Below are 21,876 nucleotides of genomic sequence, written 5' to 3'. Positions count from 1 at the left end.
ATTTTAACTTCTTCGTAAACTACAATACATTATATTATACTATCAGTTGCCCTTAATAAGTGCTTAATGATTAAATTAGGGTAATCGTTTGCACAGAATTAAACTATATATATAACTTTAATCATAAAATATACATAGTTTAATGAGTGTTATATATCTTTTGGATAAAATAACATCTTATTTAAAATTTAGGAATTTATTTTATGAAATTAAAGATTTATTTTTTAGCGGTTTTGGTGCTTTTTTCGCTTTTGTTTTCAGGATGTTCAAAAGAGGTTGAGGAGTATAACAAGTCTGCTATATACTGGTACTCAAAAATAGTGCAGAGTGTTTCTAACGGGGATCTGGAGAGAGCTGACAACTACTACAGTTCACTTCAGGGTGAGCACATCGGCTCTCCTCTGCTTCCAGAGGCTACGATGATACTCGCACTTGCGCATATGTACCATGAGGAGTATCTTTTAAGCGAGCATTTTTTAAATGAGTATATTAAAAGATATGCAACTCCAAATGAAAAAGAGGAAGCAGAATTTTTAAAAATAAAAGCAAAATATATGGCTCTACCAAATCCAAGACGAGATCAGGGGTTGATAACCGAGGCGATAGAAGAGGGCGAAGCGTTTAAGAGAATATATCCAAACTCAATGTATCTAGAGATCATAAACACGATGCTTACCAGACTTTATCTTGCCGAATTTACGCTCAATGAGAGCATTGCCGGGCTTTATGACAGGCTAGATAAACCAAAAAGTGCCTTATATTACAGATCTATAAATCCGCAACCCTGGATTGTCTCAGAAGAGGTAAACAGAGCTGTTGCTCCATGGTATCGTTCATGGTTTGAAGGAGACGGTACTTCAAGCTGGTATGATTTTATGATACCGGACACGCAAAGTGTTGTTTCTAGAAGCTCTGTAAAAGATGAAGATGTAGGAGAGAGCGATGAAACTAAGTGATTATAAAGCATTTCCGGCTGATATACCCGTTATAGCAGAGGATGAACTCTTTTTATATCCGTTTATGATCTCTCCGCTTTTTTTAAGCGATGAGCAAAACATAAAAGCGGCTACAAAGGCTATTGAAGAGAGCTCTTTGGTAATAGTTTGTCCCACAAAGCCTTCTTATGAGGGCGAAAGAGAGTTTGAATCACTTTATAATGCAGGTGTGGTAGGTTCTATCATGCGAAAAGTCTCACTTCCCGACGGAAGAGTAAAAGTGCTTTTTCAAGGTCTAGCACGGGCTAAAGTTATAAAAAAAGTTCAAGACGATCCTCTTATTGCACATGTAGATATCATAAATGCTACAAATGTAAGCTCTTTAAAGATAGATGCCATACTTGAGATAGTTCGTGAAAAGGTTAGAGCGCTTGCTGCCGTGAGCAGCTATTTTCCTCCGGATCTGTTAAAAACTATAGAAGAGAATCATGACCATAACCGCATAATCGATCTTATATGCAGCAGTGTTAAGCTCAAAAAAGAGCAGGCTTACAATCTTTTTGTAGAGACTGATACTGAAAAAAGATTTTTGGATCTTATAGAGTATCTTATCGATGAGATTGAGGCAAATAAGCTTCAAAAAGAGATTCGTTCAAAAGTACATACACATATAGAAAAAATCAATAAAGAGTATTTCTTAAAAGAGCAGCTAAAGCAGATTCAAAAAGAGCTTGGAAGCGATACTTCAAGAGATGAAGAGATAGAAGAGTACCGAAACAAACTAAAAGCAAAAAAAGAGAAAATGAGCGAAGAGGCTTATAAAGAGATACATAAGCAGATAGAGAGATTTTCGCGAATGCATCCTGACTCTTCAGATGCATCTATGACACAAACTTATCTAGAGTGGGCTTTAGAGATCCCTTTTGGAGAGGAGAGTAAAAAGAAGCTTAAAATCAGTGAAGTAGAAAATCAACTGGATAAAGACCACTTCTCTTTAGAAAAACCAAAAGAGAGAATTATTGAGTTTTTTGCAGTAAAAGAGTTGATGGAGCTCAGAGGAGTAAAGGGAAATTCTGGAGCAATTATCTGTTTTTCAGGACCTCCGGGCGTGGGTAAAACATCTTTGGCAAACTCTATAGCAGAGGCGTTAAAAAGACCGTTAATCAGGATAGCGCTTGGCGGTTTAGAAGATGTAAATGAGTTAAGAGGACATAGAAGAACCTATGTTGGCGCGATGCCTGGGCGTATAACCCAGGGACTCATTGATGCTAAAAAAATGAATCCTGTAGTAGTACTTGATGAGATAGACAAAGTTGCAAAAACCGGCAGAGGCGACCCGACAGCAGCACTTTTAGAGATACTGGACCCGGAGCAGAACAAAGAGTTTCGTGATTATTATCTTAACTTTAATCTTGATCTCTCAAAAGTTATCTTTATAGCAACTGCAAATGATGTCGGAACTATTCCTGCTCCGCTTCGTGACAGAATGGAGTTTATCAGCATAAGCTCTTATACTCCTCAGGAGAAGTATGAGATTGCATCTAGATATCTTATTCCGCAAGAGCTTAAAAAACATGGTTTAAGAAAATCAGAAGTTGCTATCTCAAAACCTGCACTTAAAGAGCTTATCCATAGCTACACCCGTGAAGCGGGAGTGCGCAATCTTCGCCGCCGCCTTGCAAATATGTCAAGAAAAGTTGCTCGTGAACTACTTGAACATCCGGAAATCAGCAGAGTTTCACTGACTCTGAAAAATCTTAAAGACTATTTTGACAAAACGGTATTTGAGATTGAAAAGACGACAAAAGTTCCTGTTGTTGGAGTTGTAAACGGTCTGGCATGGACAGCGGTCGGCGGAGATGTTTTAAAAATAGAGAGTATCCGCATAAAAGGCAAGGGAAGCATGCAGCTTACGGGCAGTTTAGGCGATATTATGAAAGAGTCGGCACTTATTGCATACAGTGTGGTAAAAACACTTATAGATACAAAAAAATTGAAAATAGACCCTCAAAATATTCCTCTTTCAATCAAAGAAAAAGAGGAAAAAACGGCAGTAGATTTAAGCGAAGTCTATAAACGATACGATCTGCATATACATGTTCCAGACGGTGCAACTCCAAAAGATGGACCAAGTGCAGGTATTGCTATGGTAAGTGTTATATCTTCAATACTGAGCTCAAGAAAAATTCGCTCAGAAATCGCAATGACGGGTGAAGTTTCTCTAAGCGGAGATGTACTGCCGATAGGCGGACTGAGAGAGAAACTTATAGCGGCACATAAAGCTGATATGAGCAAAGTACTTATTCCGCTAAAGAATTATGAGAGAGATCTGGATGATATTCCACAAGAGGTAAAAGATTCGTTAGAAATTGTTCCGGTTAGTAAAGTTGAAGAGGTTTTAAAACAAGTTTTAGTTTAAAGCCTCCTCTTTGCTTGTAAACTTTAAAGAGTAATTGACTCTATCTTTTGAGTTAATTCACCGTTTCTTATCGGTTTCATTAAAAAACCGTTTGCGCCGAGTTCAAGGGCTTCTGTTTTTTTTGTTTCATCAGTCGTAAGTACGATAATGGGAATCTGCTTAATATTTTCATCAGAATTTACAACTTTAAGAACTTCTAAACCATCCATCACAGGCATAATGATATCTAAAAGAATAAGATTAATATCTTCTCTCTCTTTTATCTGATTGATAGCATCAATCCCGTTTCTTGCTTCAATAACTTCTTTTACATCGGGGTTTTTCATAAGCATTGATTTTAGAAGTTTAAGGTTTATCATATCGTCATCTACTGTTAGCACTATTAATTCTTTTGAAATCATCTCTTTATCCTTTAGATATATTTTATAAACAGCGACTTTAATAAATCTCTGTTTATAACATTTTTGATCACTTCATCTACATATTTTTTATATGTCAGAGTCTCTTTTTGGTTTGATTCATCGATAAGAACAATAATAGAATCAAGACCGTTTGAAGCACTTCTTTTTTTGATGACTGAAGATATTGTTTCTATATCCAAAGTGTCATACTCCTTGTCAAAAAGCACTATTTTGTAAGAGTAGTTCTCTATTAATTCTTTAAAATTTACCGGCGAAGAGGCAACTTCATATGTTATACCCTCTATTGTTTCTACTATTTTAGTGTATAGTTTTGTTTCAAAATCACTTTTCTTAGCTATTAGTACATCTGCTTTGTATTTAGGTTTAATATGAAGTTTGACAGATTTATTTGGCAGATTTGTATCTCTTACTATATGATCAGCTAAAAATTTATTTAGTATAGATACTATTTCTAGCCGAATAAGAGGTTTTGTGGTGTACTCATCGAGACCTGCTGAGAGGAACTTTTCTCTATCCCCTTTTAGGGCATTTGCTGTTAATGCCACAATAGGCACATGTGCTTGTTTATAATCCTCTTCCCACTTTAAAATTTCTGTTGTTGCTTCAATGCCGTCAAGAACCGGCATCTGAATATCCATAAAAATTATATCAAAATCTTCATCTTTTCTTTTTTGAAATGCTTCAAGTCCGTTATTTGCAACATTAACATTTAGCCCTAAATCTTCAAGTGTTCGTTTAATAAGTTTTTGATTTATTATATTGTCTTCGGCGACAAGAACATTTGCTGCAAATTTTGGTTTAGATAAAGCAAAATTTTTACCGGATTGTTTTTTACTATCTTGTGTAGATTTATTTAATGAGATATAGTTTAGTAATATCTGTTTTATTTTTGAAGAGTGCAGCGGTTCATATAAGATTTTAAAGATATCAAAGCCAAAAGTATCTATTTGCTTCATAATATTTGATTTTGTTAAAACAACAAGTTTTGGCGCAAGAGTCGCTATTTTTGCAAGCGTTTCTTTGTCTATATAGTCATAATCTACAAATAAGAGATCATAGTTTTTATTTTCTAAAAGTGATTTGATTTTATGCATCTCTTTTACTACGGTATACTTAACTCCAAAATAATCAAGATATTCTTTTAGATAGTTATCTTGATTTTTAGTTTTGTGTGAACTCTCTAAGATAATCGCATTTAGGTCATTAAATCTATCTTGGAAACTTTTAGAAAGTGTTTCAATCTCTTCAAAATCAAGAGTAAAAAAGAAAGTGGTACCCTCTTCCGGCTTACTCTCTAGGTCAAGTTTGCCTCCCATAAGTTCTATAAAGCTGCTTGATATTGTAAGTCCAAGACCGGTTCCGCCATATTTACGAGTAATGGAAGTGTCTGCTTGGGAAAATGCTTCAAAAATTCTACTTTTTTGTTCATCTGCTATGCCGATACCGCTATCTTGAATCTCAAACTTAACTCTTGTTTTATCAGCCTCATCAGATTTGATTTTTCTGATATTAATATTGATAAATCCATTATTGTTTGTAAATTTTATGGCATTTGAGAGAAGGTTGATAAGAACTTCTTTAAGTTTTGTAGGATCACCTTTGAGAGGAGACTCAAGCCTTGGATCGATAAAGCATCCAAGGTCTATATTTTTTTCGCTGGCACGAACAGCATAAACTTCAACCGCATTTTCAAACTCTACTACTGGATCAAAGGCAATATTTTCAATTTCAAGTTTATTGCTCTCTATTTTAGATAAATCAAGAATATTATTGATAATCTCAAGAAGATTTTCAGAACTTTTTTCAATAATATCAACAAACTCTCTTTGCTCTTCCCCTAATCCCGAATCTTTTAAAAGCTCAGTAAATCCGACGATACCGTTAAGCGGTGTGCGAATCTCATGTGACATATTTGCCAAGAACATTGATTTTGCTTCATTTGCTTCCTGAGCAGAAACTTTATCCTTTTTTGTCTGTTCAATAATCTCCTCAAGAAGTCCGTAAGCTAAGTTTGTTCCTTGAGATGTGTGAAGATTGATTTTTCTATCTTGCGTGTTATAGTCATGCGCAACTTTTTTTAGTACATTTTCAAGTTTTTTGATATTTTTAGTTATTTCATTAGCGAGCAGATAGCCGAGAATTGCCAATATAATAGCAATAACCCATATAGTAAAAGTTATAATTAGTACTTGTAGGGAGCTGTTTTGTATCTCATGTGCTTTATTGTCTATAGTATTTAACAATAAAATTTCTGCTTTTGAAATTAGATTGATTTTTTCTGATAACATAGTAAACCAGATTCCTGAGTCAATGTCATATTTACCGCTCTTGGCAGCAGTTATAATGGCTGTTCTTTCACTGTTGATATCTGCAAACAACTCTTTGCTCTCTTTGGTTTTAAATATGGCATCAATTTTTTTTACTAACTCTTTGTTTTGTATTTTCTCATAAGTAATAGCATCAGCTTTGCTAATAATAGAAATCCATCTATTTAAATCATCAGGCGAAAGTATTCTTGAGCGCGAAATAATGTGGGATATATATCCCCTCTCAATCCCCGAAGCTTCTCGCGCATAAATCAATGAGGTATACAAAAAGTAGAGCTCATTGATCTCTTTGTCAATATCTTTGTTTGCAATATAATTGAGTTGTTGGATAAGTTTTTCCTGTGCTTTGCTGTATATATCTACAAACATTTCAGAAAATTCAATTTCGTTACTGTTTACAAGAGCTCTTACAGATTTTATTTTAGATAGCATTAAAGGGATCTCGCTTGATACTTTTTCTTGCTGTAGATGTTTAATATATAGTGCTATTTTTTCATCAACGATTTTTCTTTGTTCATTAAGAGATTTTAAAATATTCTCAGTTTGATTTCCGAGATACATGGCACTCATACCACGCTCGCGCGCAAGATTTCTGATTAAATCATTGAGAATCTTGTTTTGATCTAACCTGTTTTGCAACTCTTTTGCTGCTTTATATTCAAAAAAAGAGTTGTAAAAGTAGTAACTTGTCATTGAAAAAAGTATGATAATGGGCAAAAGACTTATAAGTTTTAGTCTGTTTTTTAATCCAAATTGCATTATCTATTTTCTATGTCTAAAATTTTATTGAGTGTTGCTATAATGTTTTTGCCGGCTTTATCAATCGTATCTATGTCATTGGCGTTCATAATCACATTTAAGTCCTGATCAAAATTAGGAACTCTCATATTTTGGCTCATTCCTTTTATTTTAAGGACTGCACTTTTGCACCCGTTTATATCACTCTTTTGAATTGATTCAAACATATGATTTGAGAGCTTTTTCATCTCGTTTAAATAATCTTTAAAGAGTTCATTAAAACTTTTTATATCCAAACCGATATCATCTGCTATCTGTTTTTTATCATAATTAAAAACAGTATCAGAGCTCTTTTTAGGCAGTTTTTCTTGAAATATATAATCATAATTATCAAAAATAGATAAATCTTCATCAGCTATTTTATCTTGATTTATAGTAATCTTTGGTTTTAAAAATTCATCGTCTGCTAGTTCGGTAATCTCTATAAAATCAGGAACTTGAGAGTCATTTATCTGCAGATTTGAGAGATCTTCGTTTTTGACATCTTCTTTAAATGATAAAATAATTGTATCATCGTTATCAAGTTTAGCTTTCTCAGTAGGCTTTTCTTCAGCCGGTTCTTCTTTATGGGAGAGCTTATCAATGATTTTATAGAATTTTTCAAGATTGGTTTTAATTTCGTTGTCATCGTTTGATGTATTGATTGTTATTAAAGTATTCAAAGCATTTTCTATTCTCAGGTTTGCGGCAACACCTTTGAGTTTATGAGAAAGTACTCTTAGATGATTTAAATCTTGGGTGTTTGCTGCTTCATAGAGATCATTTTTAAAGCTCTCTGCCTGAGCAATAAAATCTTGAATAAACTCTTCTATAAGATCAATCGGTAAACCAAGCTCTTCAGAAGCTATTTGTGGATTGTATACATACTCTGCAAAAGAGTTCTTCTCCTCTTTTTGTTCTACATTAACTAGTTGTTTATGTATAGACTCACTATCTTCTTCTTTTATTTTGTTTGGAGAATCTTTGTGTAAATCCTGTTTTGCCATAATGGTTTTTTCACTGGAGTTTTTATCATTTTTAGTAGGAGCATCTTTGGGTATTATGGCTCTGTCATATATTTCACTAGATTGAAATTTTTCTCTTTTAGCAGGTTTTTGCATCATAGGAGTAGAGATTTTTTCATCCTGCGCATCTGATAAAAGCTTGATTTTACGAAGATTGACACTATATGCTTTTTTAGATGGGTTGTCTATAAGATAGATTATTTTTATCTTTATGTGTGCCATATAATTTTTATCTTTGATACGAAGAATGACTTTTGAATCTATATTGTTACATGTGATGTAATCAATCCAGTGCATATGTTTAAAATTATGAATAAAGCCGGGTTTTTTTACAAAAAGATCTGCAAAATCTGCTGCTTGATCTTGAAGCTCTTCAATGCTTGAGAGGCCGAGAGCTTTTAAATCATCCTCATCAATTCCCCAAAACTCTTTTTTGTGATTATAGATTAGCATCTGAGCCTTTTATGTAATATAAATAGTATTAAATGTAGCACAAATAGTTTAAAAAAAAACTTATTTATAAATACTTTTTATTATATTTGCATCTTTTATGTTTAAAACAGAACCAATCTCCTCAACACTTAGGTTCTTAAGCGCTTCAAATGTTCCAAAATGGTTTATTAGTTTAACTATTTTTGCCTGTGATATCCCTTTTAGGCTTAAGAGTTTGCTCTCTTTATCAAGTTTTAGTTTTGTTTTTTTATGAAAGTTTATTGCGCTTCTATGTGCTTCATCTCTTAATTTTTGCATCCATTGAAGTCTTTTATCGCTGTCTTTAAGCCTAAAAACATCCTCTTTTGTATGAATTATGTCCTTTGCTTTTCCTTTTGCTCGATGTGCTTTTGCATCTATCTTCTCTTTTGATATTGCGATGACATCCAAAAAAACTCCATTTGATTCTAAAATTTCAAAAGCAAGTTTTAAGAGTGTGCCTCCTCCATCAATAATCCATAAATCTGGAGGAGAGTTTTTGGAAAAGCTCTCTACTCTTTTTGTAAGTGTCTCTCTCATTTGAGAGTACTCGTCTTTTGCCTGCAGATGATAGGTTCTGTAACTTTTTTTATCAAAACCTCCTTTATCATATACTGCCATAGCTCCGACTGTTGCAACTCCTGACATATGAGAGTTGTCAAAAATCTCTACGCGCTTAGGAATTTTTTCTAAAGAAAGTAACTCTTTTACTTCACTTAAGATTGCATCGCTGTTTTGTTTGCCCTCTTTTCTTAAAAGTTCCTGCGCATTTATCAAAGCCAAATCAATAAGTTTCTTTTTATCCCCCTTTTTAGGTACTTTTATAAGCGCTTTTTTCTCAAAGAGAGTAGTAAGATACTCTTCTATGATATTTTTATTTTCAAATTCAGTAGCAATCAGTATCGGCGCTATAATCGGAGGTTTTCCATTTGAGTAAAAATCCATTAGAGCTCTTTGGTAGAGTTCATCTTCATCATATCCTTCATTGAGCTGGATATAATCATGCGAAGATGAGATGATTTTGCCTCCTCTCATAAATATTCTTACTATTACTGCTCTGTTTTCAGCATTTTTTAGAACAAAAATATCGTAATTTTCATCACTGGCAAAATCAATTTCACTCTTTATCTCTGAACGGCTTATTCTTTGATATCTGTCTCTAATTTCACCTGCCTCTTCAAATCGAAGATTTTGGGCATAAAAGTGCATCTTTTCTTCGAGTTTTGCCAGAAGTGTTTTCTTGTTTTTTATCAGCTCTGTAGCCAAATCAAGCTCTTTTTTATACTCTTCATATGGAACATTTAATTCACATGGTCCAAGACATTTGCCTATTTGATAGTAAAGGCAGAGTTTTTTTGATTTTAGAGATCCTTTTTTCTGTACAAGACGGCATATATCATAAATTGAGTCTAAGATATCTCTTGCACCGACGGAAAAGGGACCATAATATGTAATATCTGAAGATTGTATGATTTTTCTTGTTATTTCAAATCTTGGATACTCTTTTGCGTTGTCTATGTAAATATAGGGGTAAGTTTTGTCATCTCTTAGTAAAATATTATATTTGGGATTAAGCTGTTTGATAAGTGAATTTTCTAAAATTAAAGCGTCATGCTCTGAATTTACAACTATGTAGTTCATAGAAACTGCTTGAGAAATCATCTTTTTGATTCTGCTTGAGAGATTTGTGTTTGGCTTTAGAGAAGGGGTGAAAATAAAATAACTTTTTACTCTTTTTGCTAAACTTTTTGCTTTGCCTACATAAAGAAGATGTCCCTCTTCATCAAAATATTGGTATATTCCGGCACAATCGGGCAGTTGTTTTATAGTTTCTTCAAGATTCATTATTCATCTTTTTTATAATTTTTTGAATATCATGAACAAGTGCATTTAGTTTTTCATCATCTATATTGATTTCAAAATTTCCGGTTGAACGCTCTTTATAAACCTGTTTTGTCTCTTTAATCTCTTCTTTGTTTTTTTTTGGAGTGTGTGTTACAAAAGCTTTTATATCATCAAATAAATTTTCATCACACTCTTTACACTCTTGGGGCATATGATATTTTAAAGCACTTTTAATGCTTTGTATATTATTATCAAACTCTTGTTTCCCAACGGGGTGATTAAATACAAAAAACAGAGTTTTGTTTTTGATGTAAGTAAAGTTGATCATTTTTTGTATAGGCGGTGTAAACATAGATTGTACTATCTTAATACATTTATAATAAGATAGCTGAGAGAATTGAGGTCTGGTTTGAATAGAATTTATAATTTGACTAGCGTTTTTCATTTAATAATTATAGCAATATTTTTATTAAGTATAAGTGGATGTGGTTATAAAGCAGATCCATATTATTTAGAAGATGCGCCGCAAAGTGATGAAAATATAGAATTTATTATTAAAAAAAGTAATAATAATGAAAGCAGCGGTGAAAATAGATGAAGTATGATGTAATAATTGTGGGTGCCGGTGCAGCAGGGTTATATGCTGCTATGTATCTTCCTCGTGATAAAAAAGTTCTTATTATAAATAAAAGAGAAACTTTTAAATGTAACAGTTTTTATGCTCAGGGCGGAATAGCTTTGGCGATAGATAAAGAGGATGTGCCTTTGCATATAAAAGATACTCTTGATGCGGGAGCCGGTCTTTGTGATGAAGAGGCTGTAAAAGTGTTAAGCGAAAGTTCAAGAGCTATTATAGATGATTTGATAGCTCGTGGATTTGAATTTGACAGAGATAAAGAGGGAAAATTACTTTATACAAAAGAGGCAGCCCATTCCAAAGAGCGTATACTTCATGCCGGCGGAGACGCAACCGGCAGATATATGCACTATTTTTTATTAAAACAAAATCCTCATCCTATGTTAACAGATGCCAGAGTTGTGGATCTACTTATAAAAGATGGAGAATGCTACGGTGTGACTGTCCTTGATCATAGAGAGTGCAGAAATATTTATGCAGATAATGTCATAATTGCCAGCGGCGGAGTGGGTTCTCTTTATGAGTATCACACAAATGCGCCTTGTATAAGCGCAGATATGCAGGGTCTTTGTATTATGAAAGGCATAGAGTTGGCTGATATGGAGATGATGCAGTTTCATCCAACGGTATATGTCGGCAATAATGCAGCTCAAAAATTACTTCTTACGGAAGCATTAAGAGGTGAGGGGGCTACTATTGAAGATGAAAAAGGAAAAAGATTTTTATTTGATTATGATGAGAGAGGTGAACTTGCTTCAAGAGATATAGTAAGCAAGGCAATATATGATTATAATAAAAAAACAGGCATGCAGACATATCTCTCATTTAAAAATTTTGATCATGTCTATTTTACAAAAAGATTTCCAAATATATATAAAAATCTTCAACTTTTAGGTTTTGATGTACCAAAGCAGAGAGTTCCGATATCACCCGCTTTTCATTATGCTATAGGTGGAATAAAAACAGATGTAAATGGTGCAATTCCAAATGTCAAATCTCTTTATGCCATAGGTGAAGTCGCATCTACAAAAGTTCATGGTGCAAATAGACTTGCATCAAATTCTCTTTTAGAAGGGCTTGTTTTTGGAAAAAGAGCTGTTGAGGATATTTTAAAAAAAGAGCATGTTAAAAAAGAGGTTGTTTTTGAAGTTACTGATGAGGTAATGAGCTTTAAAGAGGATAAAGCCAAAAAAAATCTGCTTCGCAAAATTATGTGGCAAAATGTATCGATAGTCAGAACAAAAAGTGGCTTAAACAGTGCATTGAGCCAAATTAATGCTCTTTTAAATGAGAAAATCGGCAGACTTCTTAAATTTCGTTTATTGACAGCCAGAGAAATTGTTATTGCAGCATTAGCCAGAGATGAGTCAATCGGGGTACATTTTATACAAAAAGAAGAGAGCTGATAAGCTCTTTTGCTTCAGAGTCTCTTTTTTTTCTTGGCGACTCTTGAACTATATCGAAAATTAATCTTAATTATTGTATCCTTTTACTATCAAAAGGGTATATTCCCTGTAAAAAAACCATTTTTGGTACTTCAAAACACTCTTATTAAAGGCATTTAAATGACAAATGTTAGCATTATCGTTTTAGATTTTGGTTCTCAGTATACGCAACTTATTGCTCGTCGTCTTCGTGAAGATAAAGTTTATTGTGAAATTCTTCCTTATCATACAAAGATAGAAGATATTAAAGCAAAAAATCCAAGAGGAATTATTCTTAGCGGTGGACCGTCGTCTGTTTACAGCAAAGATGCATATACGGTAGATAAAGAGATCTATGCAATGGGAATACCTGTTCTTGGTATTTGTTATGGTATGCAAAGAATTGCAGTTGACTTTGGTGGAAGTGTAATCAGAGCTGACCATCATGAATATGGAAAAGCAGAACTCAATATAATAAACGCAGGGGAAGAGTGTTCGCCATTATTGAAAGATTGTGATAATGAGAGAATTGTTTGGATGAGCCATACAGATAGAGTTGATGTTCTTCCGGAAGGATTTGAGCCTATAGCTACATCTGCCAATTCTCCTTATGCGGCTATTGCAAATGAAGAAAAGCGTGTATATGCAATGCAGTTTCATCCGGAGGTTCAACATTCGGAAGAGGGCTATTTGATGCTTCGCAATTTTGCACGAACTATCTGCGGCATTAGTGAAAAATGGAAAATGGAGCACTTTTTAAAAGAGCAGATTAAAAATATAAGAGAAAAAGTGGGAGATGGAAAAGTTCTTTGCGGACTTAGCGGCGGGGTTGACAGTTCTGTTGTAGCTGCTATGCTTTATGAAGCAATTGGTGATCAGCTTATTCCTGTTTTTGTTGACAACGGTCTTTTGCGTAAAGGTGAAAGAGAGCAGGTTGAGGAGGTTTTTAAAATCAATTTAAAAGTGCCATTGGTTGTAGTAGATGCAAGAGAGAATTTTTTAGGTAAGCTTGCGGGAGTGAGTGATCCTGAGAAAAAGCGTCAAATAATCGGACATACATTTATAGAAGAGTTTGAAAAAGAGGCTAAAAAGCATAAGGGTATCAAATTTTTAGCTCAAGGCACTCTCTACCCTGATGTTATAGAATCTGTAAGTGTAAACGGTCCATCTGAGGTTATAAAATCGCATCACAATGTAGGCGGACTTCCTGATTGGATGGATTTTGAGCTGATTGAGCCTCTGCGTGAGCTCTTTAAAGACGAGGTAAGAAAAATTGGTCTGGAACTTGGTCTTCCGGAATCTATGATTAACCGCCACCCTTTTCCTGGACCGGGACTTGCTATTAGAATTATGGGTGATGTAAATGAAGCTGATTTGACTCTGCTTAGAGAAGCGGATGTTATACTGCTTGATGAGTTAAAAGCTAGCGGATATTATTATAAAACATGGCAAGCATTTGCGGTTTTACTTAATGTTAAATCTGTGGGCGTAATGGGTGACAATAGAACATATGACAATACTGTTTGTGTTAGAGTTGTTGAAGCGGTTGACGGTATGACTGCAACATTCGCTCATCTTCCTCATGATTTGCTAGAGAGAATAAGCAGAAGAATTATCAATGAAGTAGATGGAATTAATCGTGTAGTTTATGATATATCATCAAAGCCGCCGGCAACAATTGAGTGGGAATAAATAAGTTTTTATATGCCAAAAAAAATCTACCTTTTTGCAACCTCCAAGAGTGAGCATGCAATCAATGTAAAATCCTTAGATGTCAGGTATTTGAAGCCTGATATCGATTTTTTCAAATATGATTATCTTATCATTACATCCAAGCAAACCATTAAAGCTTTAAATCAGTATGATAAAAAAGATTTTATAAATATACCTGCATTGTGTGTATCCCCAAAAACAGCAGATGCCTATATAAAATTTGGTGCTAAGGTGTTGGCGGTCGGCGATGGCTACGGCGACAATCTTATAAAAAATATAAATGAGTTTTCAAAAGATACAAAGTGGCTCTATCTGCGGGCAGAAGTTATAGCTTCGGATTTTGTGAAAAAGTGTAAAGAAGAAGGGTATCAAATAGATGAAAAGATTCTTTATGTAAGTGAATGTTCTCAAGAGATTATGGATGTAAGAGTTGATAGTCCCTCTGTTTTGATTTTTACATCTCCTTCATCAATAGAGTGTTTTTTGAAAAATAACTCTATTACTTCTGAGGATAAAGTTATAGTAATTGGTACAACAACAGCGAATTTTTTACCGGATGCAACAGAGTATATAATGAGCCAAAATACATCAATACAGAGCTGTATAGAGCTGGCTCTGCAAATAAAATAACAATTTAAGAAGAAAATCAAGATTTTTTTTTGTATAATTATATTAATAGTCTGGGTAGTTCGATAAATCGCACTAATGAGGGTTCTACATTTTCAAATAGCGAACTAGTAGAATTTCTGTGTGTCGGTGTTATCGTTTGAGACATGTTAGCTCTGTCGAGATAATGCCGCCGATAGGAGATTCTCTCTTCGCCCAAATTCGGCTTTTAGAACCAAGCCAAATGCGAGACGGCTATCTGGGCTATTTTTACTACGATAGTATAAAATCTTTTTATCAAAACCTTCTCTTTATCAATAATCTATCTAAACACAGTTGAGTTTTTTAAAATATTGCAATTAATAGACAATGTGCTATAATTAGCTTAATTAGACTGTTTGTAAAGATATGTATGGAGTGTTGATGAAAATTTTAATTTTAGGCAGTGGTGGCAGGGAGTATTCAATTGCTCGTGCAATTTCAAAAGAAAAAGAGGGGCATGAACTTTTTTTTATGCCTGGAAATGGTGCGACAAACTCTTTAGGAACAAATGTAGATATTAAAGATTATAATGAGTTGGCCAAATTTGCTAAAAACAATGGAATTGATTTAACAATTGTAGGACCTGAGGCTCCGCTTGTTGATGGTGTTGTCGATATTTTTAAAGAGCATGGTCTTACTATTTTTGGACCTAGTAAAAAAGCTGCTCAGCTTGAGGGTTCAAAAGTTTATATGAAAAACTTTTTGGCAAAGTATAACATTCCTACAGCCCGCTATATTGAGACGGCATCCATAGAGGATGCTTTTAGATTTGCAGATACGCTAAGTGCTCCTATTGTGGTCAAAGCAGATGGACTATGTGGAGGAAAAGGCGTTATTATCGCGCAAAATCATAATGAGGCTAAAGTTGCAATTTCTGAAATGTTAAGCGGAAAGAGTTTTGGCGATGCAGGAAAAAAAGTCATTGTTGAGGAGTTCTTAGACGGTTATGAACTCTCTATGTTTGCAGTTTGTGACGGAGATGATTATATTCTGCTTCCGGCTGCGCAGGATCATAAAAGACTTAAAGATAATGACGAGGGACCAAATACTGGCGGAATGGGTGCTTACGCTCCGACTCCTCTTGTTAATGAAGAGCTTTATCAAAAAGTAAAAGATAGAATTATTCGTCCGACGCTTGATGGCATGAAAAAAGAGGGAGCACCTTTTGAAGGAGTTCTTTTTATCGGCATAATGGTTGTAAATGGCGAGCCGATTACGCTGGAGTTTAATGTCCGTTTTGGAGATCCTGAGTGTGAGATACTTATGCCGCTTATGGTTTCAAGTGTAAGCGATATGTTTTACAAAGCTGCTACAAACAGACTCGGTGAGATAAAAGTAGAGTTTTCAAAACAATATGCAGTAGGCGTGGTAATGGCAAGTTCAAATTATCCATACTCAAGCTCTACACCTGCAGAGATAATAGTGGACAATGTGCATCATGAAGATATAGAAAAATATACACACATCTCTTATGCCGGTGTAAGCATGGTTGATGGCGTGCTTTATGCCGACGGCGGCAGGGTTTTAATCTGTGTTGGTTTGGGAGACACTATAAAAGAAGCAAGAGACAGAGCATACTTGAGATGCGGGCAAGTTCATTTTGCAGGTAAAAAACTTCGAACAGACATAGCTTATCAAGCTTTGTAAAAAAAGAAACAAAGTGAACGAAGAGATTCAAGATATCCTTCATCGTGAAGGAATGACTTTATCAAATATTAGAAAAAGGGCTGTGGCTTTTTTTATAGATGAGATGCTACTCTCATTTTTACTTATTATATCACTGGGTGACTCTTTTTTTGAAGCTCAAACAATGGAAGAGATGGTTCTTATAACAAATGCTTATGTCTTTGAGTATATGGCTATGAAAATAATTTACCAAGCTTTTTTTGTTATGCAGTATGGTGCTACTTTAGGTAAAATTGCTATGAAAATAAGAGTGATAGAGATCTCTACTATGCAAAAACCAAATGTTATAGTTGCTCTTAATCGTTCAATTGTTCGTGTGTTAAGCGAAATGCTTTTTTACCTTGGATTTTTATGGGCAGCAATGGATCCTGCAAGACAAACATGGCATGATAAAACTGCTAAAACTTTGGTTGTAGATGTTTAAATTATTTGTATATTTAGTATTATTTGCCGCATATGCAATAAGTAGTGATAAAGTTGAAGTGTATGCAACTACTATAGATACAAAAGATAATATTATAAAAGCTGAAGGTGAAGTTGTCGTTATCTATAAAGATTATTATTTAAGTGCTCAAAGAGCTGTTTATGATAGAAATAGTTCAGAACTAGAACTGTTTGAGAATATTCGTGCAACTCAGGGGGAAAATATTAAGCTGCTCGGAGAGTATGCCAAATTAAATATAGCTAACAAAGAGCGCACATTTATGCCGTTTTATATGTTTGAAGATAAATCAAATGTTTGGCTTAGCGGAGCTAAGAGTTATTCAAAAGAGCCAAATGTAGATATAAAATCAGGAATAACAAGTGGATGTGATCCCAACAATCCTTTTTGGAAAATGGAATTTTCATCAGCTGATTACAATACAGAAACAATGTGGCTAAACTTATATAATGCCAGAATTTACATATATGATATTCCCGTTTTTTATACGCCATACTTTGGATACTCTTTAGATACAACAAGAAGAACAGGAGTTTTGCCTCCTATGGTCGGGTATTCGGATAAAGAAGGTTTCTACTATGAACAAGCGCTCTTTATAGCTGAGCAAAATTGGTGGGATTTGGAATTAAAACCTCAAATAAGAACAAATCGAGGTTCAGGCTTATATTCTACATTTAGATTTGTAGACAGCAGAGTTTCAAAAGGTTCATTGACTGCCGGCTATTTTAAAGAAAAGGAAGAGTATTTTCTTGAAAATGAGTTGGCAAATAAAAAGCATTATGGATTTAATTTTTTATATGAAAACAGCGATGTAATAAATCAGTGGTTCGGTACAAATTTTAAAGGTCAGTCAGCTCTTTATATGGATATAGTCAATATGAATGATGTTGATTATATTAATCTCTCTACAAATGATACAACAGAAAATGCTACGACTACTCAGCTGCTTTCAAAAATAAATCTTTTTTATAATATGAATGATAATTATATAGGAGCATATTTTAAATACTATAAAGATTTAAATTTAGATACAAACGAAGAGACTCTTCAAAATCTTCCGGCACTTCATTATCATAGATATATTGATACACTTTTAAAAGATCATTTTTTATATAGTTTAGATGTAAAAAGCAATAATTATTACAGAGAAGTTGGAAAGAGTGCTATTCAGACAGATATAAATATTCCCTTGACACTTCAAACATCTCTTTTTGATGAGTTTATGCATCTATCCTACGGATCAAATATTTACGCACAACATACAAATTTTAGGGGTGATGTAAAGGATTTGTCAATAGATGAGTATAACAATGGCTTTTTTGCAAGACATGATCATCTAATAACAGCATCATCACAGCTTACTCGCGCTTTTGATGAGATAACACACACTATTGATTTTGGAGCACAGTATCAATTGGCGGGTTCTGAATTTGAAGATGGCTATTATGAAGAGCAAAAAGACTACTGTTCTATAAAAGAGAACAGAACGGAAGATATATGTGAATTTTACAATATATCAGATGTTAAGGAAAATCTTCAACTCTATTTTTCACACTATCTTTATGATATTTCCGGAAAACAGGTTTTTTACCATAGGCTTTCACAAAACATCTCTTATGAGGATGTTGAAGGCGGGGCAGAAGAGCTTGAAAATGAGCTAGATTATCAAATAACCGATAATATAAATTTTTACAATAATATGTTTTATAATTATGATGAGAATGATTTTTCTAAAAATTTTAATAAAATATCTTATGTAAACAGCAGTTTTAATCTTGGTTTGTCGCATATGTATAAAAATTCATTTGATATAACTGATCCAGAATCAGAAATCAGCTATATAACATCAAGTTTAAAGTATAAATACGATAAACACTATTCATATAATTTCAAACTCGATTATGATTTGCAAAGAAGTGAGAAAAAGAGTTTTGAGGTTGGTTTTTTATATCAAAAAAGATGTTGGGATTTTGGTTTAACATATCTTGAAAATAACAGACCGATTCTTAACCAGTATGGAGAGTCTGATTCAGTATATGACAGATATATTTATGTAACAATTAGACTTAAACCAATCATGAAACCTGATGGAGGATTATCAGGTTTTATGTTTAGACTTCCTGATAAGTCGGAGACAAATTAAAATAATGAAGAGATATAAAAATATATTCAAAAACAGAGAAGATGCGGCGAAAAGACTTTATGATGTTATACCTATGCAAAAGCTTAAAGAAGAAAACTGGAAAATAGTTGCAGTTTCAAGAGGCGGTTTGGATCTTGCCTATTATTTAAGGGGAAAATATAAAAACAGTATTGATTTTCTTTTTTCAGAAGGAGTTATGGCTCCAAATAATAGTGAATGTGAAATAGCCAGAGTTTGCGAAAGTGAAGAGATAGTGATAAACGAAAATCTTGTCTCCGCTTTTGGGATCAAATATGACTATATTTACGGCGAGGCGCATAGAAAACATGAAGAGAAGATATTGAGTTATATGTATCAATACAGGAAGGGTAGGCCTTTTGCATCAATGCACAAACAAATAGTTTTGTTGGTTGATGAAGGAAGTGAGACAGGGTTAAAGTTTTTAACTGCTCTTAAAATGATTTTGTCGATGAAACCCAAAGCAGTTTATATAGCTGTTCCGATTGTACCGAGTGATGTTTTAGCGTCTTTAGAACCGTTTGCGGATGATGTATTTTTTCTTTACAGTATAGATGATTATGTTGAAACATCACTATATTACGAAGAGTTAGAGAAAATAGATGAAGATAGAATAGAAAAAATACTAGGAGAAAAGAATGAAATATAATGTTAAAATAGATTTAGAAAATAGAAGTGAAGAGTACTCTTTTACCGAAGTTGCAAGACAGGCAAATGGTTCAGCATGGGTAAAAAGCGGTAATACAGTTATTCTTGCAACGGTTGTAATAGACGAGACGGAAATAGTAAAAGATGATTTTCTTCCTCTTACAGTTCAATATATTGAAAAAACATATGCAGCAGGTAAAATCCCAGGCGGATTTTTCAAGCGTGAGACAAAACCAAGTGATTTTGAAACTTTAACATCCCGTATAGTGGATCGTTCACTTCGCCCGCTTTTTCCTAAGGGTTTTGGACATCCTACGCAAATTACAATTATGACTTTTAGTGTAGATGCAGAGGCAGATTTACAAATTTTAGCGTTAAATGCCGCATCGGCTGCTTTGTTTGTCAGTGATATTGATATTAACAAGTCAGTTTCTGCTGTAAGAGCTGCAAAAATTGATGGAGAGTTGATACTTAATCCAACGCTTTCTCAACTTAATGAATCTACACTCGACCTTTACTTATCTGGAACAAAAGATGAACTTTTGATGATTGAGATGAGAAGTATCGGTGGAGAAAGAGTAAATAGTACTTTATCAGTAGACCCTTTAATGGATCCGACAATGAGCGCTCCTATCATAACAACACATATATCAAATGCAGTAAATGAAGATGAGCTAATAAGTGTTTTAGAAGAGGCAGAGAAGCTGCTTTTTGCAAATAATGTTAAGTATGAAGATTCATTCCAAGAGTTCAAAAAAGAGACATTGGAGATAGAGTACAAAGCACATGTAATCAATGAAGAGATGGTGGATTATGTAAGAAAACATCATTTTTCGGATATAAAATCTGCAATGAATCAGATGGCAAAATCAGAACGCTCAACAGCTCTAAGAGCGCTTAGAAAAAAAATTATTATTACGCAAGAGCATTGGGATGAGGTAGAGCTAAAAGATGCGATTGAGAAAGTAAAAAGAGAGCAGGTAAGAGCTCAGATACTTGAGGAAAGAGTTCGCGCTGATGGCAGAGCTTTAAATGAGATTAGACCAATATTCATTAGTACAAATCTGCTTCCTCGTGCGCACTCATCATGTCTTTTTACTCGTGGACAAACTCAAGCGCTTGTTGTTCTTACAATTGGAGGAGCAAAAGATGCGCAAATGTTTGAAACCTTGACTGATGAAAGTGCGCAAAATGAAAATTTTATGGTTCACTATAACTTTCCCGGATTTAGCGTAGGTGAAGCTTCTCCTATAATGGGAACAAAAAGAAGAGAGCTTGGACATGGAAATTTAGCAAAAAGAGCGCTAGAGCCTATAGTTGATCTTGATGGCCAGACAATTAGATTGGTTTCTGAGATTTTGGAATCAAATGGTTCCTCTTCAATGGCAACCGTTTGCGGGGGCTATATGGCACTTCGCGCAGCAGATATCGATACAAGTGATACAATTGCCGGAATCGCAATGGGAATGGTAAGCGATGGTGATAAATATGCAATTTTATCAGATATTATGGGACTTGAAGATCATGACGGGGATATGGATTTTAAGGTAACAGGTTCGAAAGAGGGAATAACTGCTATGCAGATGGATATAAAACTCGGCGGTATAAGCTTAGATATCCTAAAAGAGGCACTCTACCAGGCAAAAGAGGGAAGAAGCCATATTATAGATATTATGCAAGAAGCTGAAAAAGAGATAGAGTTTAATGAGGGAGTTTTGCCAAGTACAGATTTTTTTCATATTCATCCAAGTTTTATAGGTGATATTATCGGTCAAGCCGGGAAAACAATTCGTGAAATTATTGAGAAATTTGAAGTTGCCATTGATATAGATAAAAAAGTGGGAAAAGTTAAAGTAACAGGCAAAAGCAAAAGCGGTGTAAAAGCTGCAAGAGAGCATATAGAAGGAATTGTCAATGCTCCAAAAGTTGCAAAAATTGAGTATAAAGTAGGCGAAAAATATAAAGGTATTGTTAAAAAAATAGTTGATTTTGGTGCATTTATAGAACTTCCAGATGGAACGGATGGACTTATCCATATCTCAAAAATATCTGATCAAAGAGTAGATAAAGTTAGTGATGTTCTTAAAGAGGGTGATGAAATAGATGTAGAAATTTTGGAGTTTAAAGGCAATAAAATTTCTTTAGGCCGTGCGTAATAGTTTTAATATATAAAATTTATAAAACTTAAACTCTTTTTTAGAACTAATTTTATATAATCGCAAATCAAATTTTAGTAGGGAAATCCTTGCATTTATGTTTGGGTTGCTATATCTTTGTGGGTATGGTTACGCTAGCC

Annotated in this window: 16 protein-coding genes; 11 read left to right on the top strand and 5 right to left on the bottom strand. The window is 34.1% G+C overall.

From position 1 onward, the window contains the following. The first annotated feature begins 203 nt into the window (after positions 1-203). On the top strand, positions 204-956 hold the full coding sequence (locus CVO_RS07715) for an outer membrane protein assembly factor BamD (protein ID WP_159571350.1): 753 nt from the start codon (positions 204-206) through the stop codon (positions 954-956). Next, positions 943-3,354, top strand: coding sequence for an endopeptidase La (lon, locus tag CVO_RS07710; protein WP_159571347.1), 2,412 nt, complete (start codon positions 943-945; stop codon positions 3,352-3,354). The genes CVO_RS07715 and lon overlap by 14 nt, the downstream gene beginning before the upstream one ends. Positions 3,355-3,377: 23 nt before the next feature. Here lon and CVO_RS07705 read toward each other — a convergent pair whose 3' ends face one another. The 5 genes from CVO_RS07705 to CVO_RS07685 are packed head-to-tail and all read right to left on the bottom strand — an operon-like array spanning position 3,378 to position 10,573. After that, positions 3,378-3,755 (bottom strand): response regulator, encoded by a 378-nt coding sequence (locus CVO_RS07705; RefSeq protein WP_152298764.1) that lies wholly within the window; start codon positions 3,753-3,755, stop codon positions 3,378-3,380. 11 nt (positions 3,756-3,766) lie between these two features. Then, entirely contained in the window at positions 3,767-6,862 is a 3,096-nt protein-coding gene (locus CVO_RS07700; RefSeq protein WP_159571344.1) for an ATP-binding protein, read from the bottom strand. Then, positions 6,862-8,358, bottom strand: a complete 1,497-nt coding sequence (locus CVO_RS07695) for an Hpt domain-containing protein (RefSeq protein WP_159571341.1) — start codon at positions 8,356-8,358, stop codon at positions 6,862-6,864. The genes CVO_RS07700 and CVO_RS07695 overlap by 1 nt, the downstream gene beginning before the upstream one ends. Before the next feature lie 60 nt (positions 8,359-8,418). Further along, complete coding sequence (gene uvrC, locus CVO_RS07690; RefSeq protein ID WP_159571338.1) at positions 8,419-10,221, bottom strand: excinuclease ABC subunit UvrC; 1,803 nt, start codon at positions 10,219-10,221, stop codon at positions 8,419-8,421. After that, entirely contained in the window at positions 10,211-10,573 is a 363-nt protein-coding gene (locus CVO_RS07685; RefSeq protein WP_241690956.1) for a hypothetical protein, read from the bottom strand. The genes uvrC and CVO_RS07685 overlap by 11 nt, the downstream gene beginning before the upstream one ends. 57 nt (positions 10,574-10,630) lie before the next feature. On the opposite strand from CVO_RS07685, the gene CVO_RS07680 reads away from it, so the two are divergent. From CVO_RS07680 to CVO_RS07640, 9 genes are all read left to right on the top strand, one after another. Then, complete coding sequence (locus CVO_RS07680) at positions 10,631-10,819, top strand: hypothetical protein (RefSeq protein ID WP_188093771.1); 189 nt, start codon at positions 10,631-10,633, stop codon at positions 10,817-10,819. Beyond that, positions 10,816-12,264 carry an L-aspartate oxidase gene (gene nadB, locus CVO_RS07675; protein ID WP_159571335.1) on the top strand — a complete coding sequence of 483 codons (1,449 nt, stop codon included), beginning with the start codon at positions 10,816-10,818 and terminating at the stop codon, positions 12,262-12,264. The genes CVO_RS07680 and nadB overlap by 4 nt, the downstream gene beginning before the upstream one ends. Positions 12,265-12,423: 159 nt before the next feature. Beyond that, complete coding sequence (guaA, locus tag CVO_RS07670; protein ID WP_159571332.1) at positions 12,424-13,974, top strand: glutamine-hydrolyzing GMP synthase; 1,551 nt, start codon at positions 12,424-12,426, stop codon at positions 13,972-13,974. 12 nt (positions 13,975-13,986) lie between these two features. Then, on the top strand, positions 13,987-14,625 hold the full coding sequence (locus CVO_RS07665) for a uroporphyrinogen-III synthase (RefSeq protein WP_159571329.1): 639 nt from the start codon (positions 13,987-13,989) through the stop codon (positions 14,623-14,625). A 399-nt stretch (positions 14,626-15,024) separates the two neighbouring features. Then, on the top strand, positions 15,025-16,290 hold the full coding sequence (gene purD, locus CVO_RS07660) for a phosphoribosylamine--glycine ligase (RefSeq protein WP_159571325.1): 1,266 nt from the start codon (positions 15,025-15,027) through the stop codon (positions 16,288-16,290). A gap of 13 nt (positions 16,291-16,303) precedes the next feature. Further along, positions 16,304-16,753 carry an RDD family protein gene (locus CVO_RS07655; protein ID WP_152298773.1) on the top strand — a complete coding sequence of 150 codons (450 nt, stop codon included), beginning with the start codon at positions 16,304-16,306 and terminating at the stop codon, positions 16,751-16,753. After that, positions 16,746-18,914 (top strand): LPS-assembly protein LptD, encoded by a 2,169-nt coding sequence (locus tag CVO_RS07650; protein WP_152298774.1) that lies wholly within the window; start codon positions 16,746-16,748, stop codon positions 18,912-18,914. The genes CVO_RS07655 and CVO_RS07650 overlap by 8 nt, the downstream gene beginning before the upstream one ends. 4 nt (positions 18,915-18,918) lie before the next feature. Continuing rightward, positions 18,919-19,581 carry a phosphoribosyltransferase gene (locus CVO_RS07645; protein ID WP_188093936.1) on the top strand — a complete coding sequence of 221 codons (663 nt, stop codon included), beginning with the start codon at positions 18,919-18,921 and terminating at the stop codon, positions 19,579-19,581. After that, positions 19,571-21,736, top strand: coding sequence for a polyribonucleotide nucleotidyltransferase (locus CVO_RS07640; protein WP_159571322.1), 2,166 nt, complete (start codon positions 19,571-19,573; stop codon positions 21,734-21,736). The genes CVO_RS07645 and CVO_RS07640 overlap by 11 nt, the downstream gene beginning before the upstream one ends. Positions 21,737-21,876 lie beyond the last annotated feature (140 nt).

The sequence above is a fragment of the Sulfurimonas sp. CVO genome (assembly GCF_009883775.1).
In the GTDB taxonomy this organism is placed as follows: Bacteria; Campylobacterota; Campylobacteria; order Campylobacterales; family Sulfurimonadaceae; genus Sulfurimonas; species Sulfurimonas xiamenensis.
Note: the sequence above shows the minus strand (reverse complement) of the source record. Positions and strands in the feature narration are given on the sequence as shown.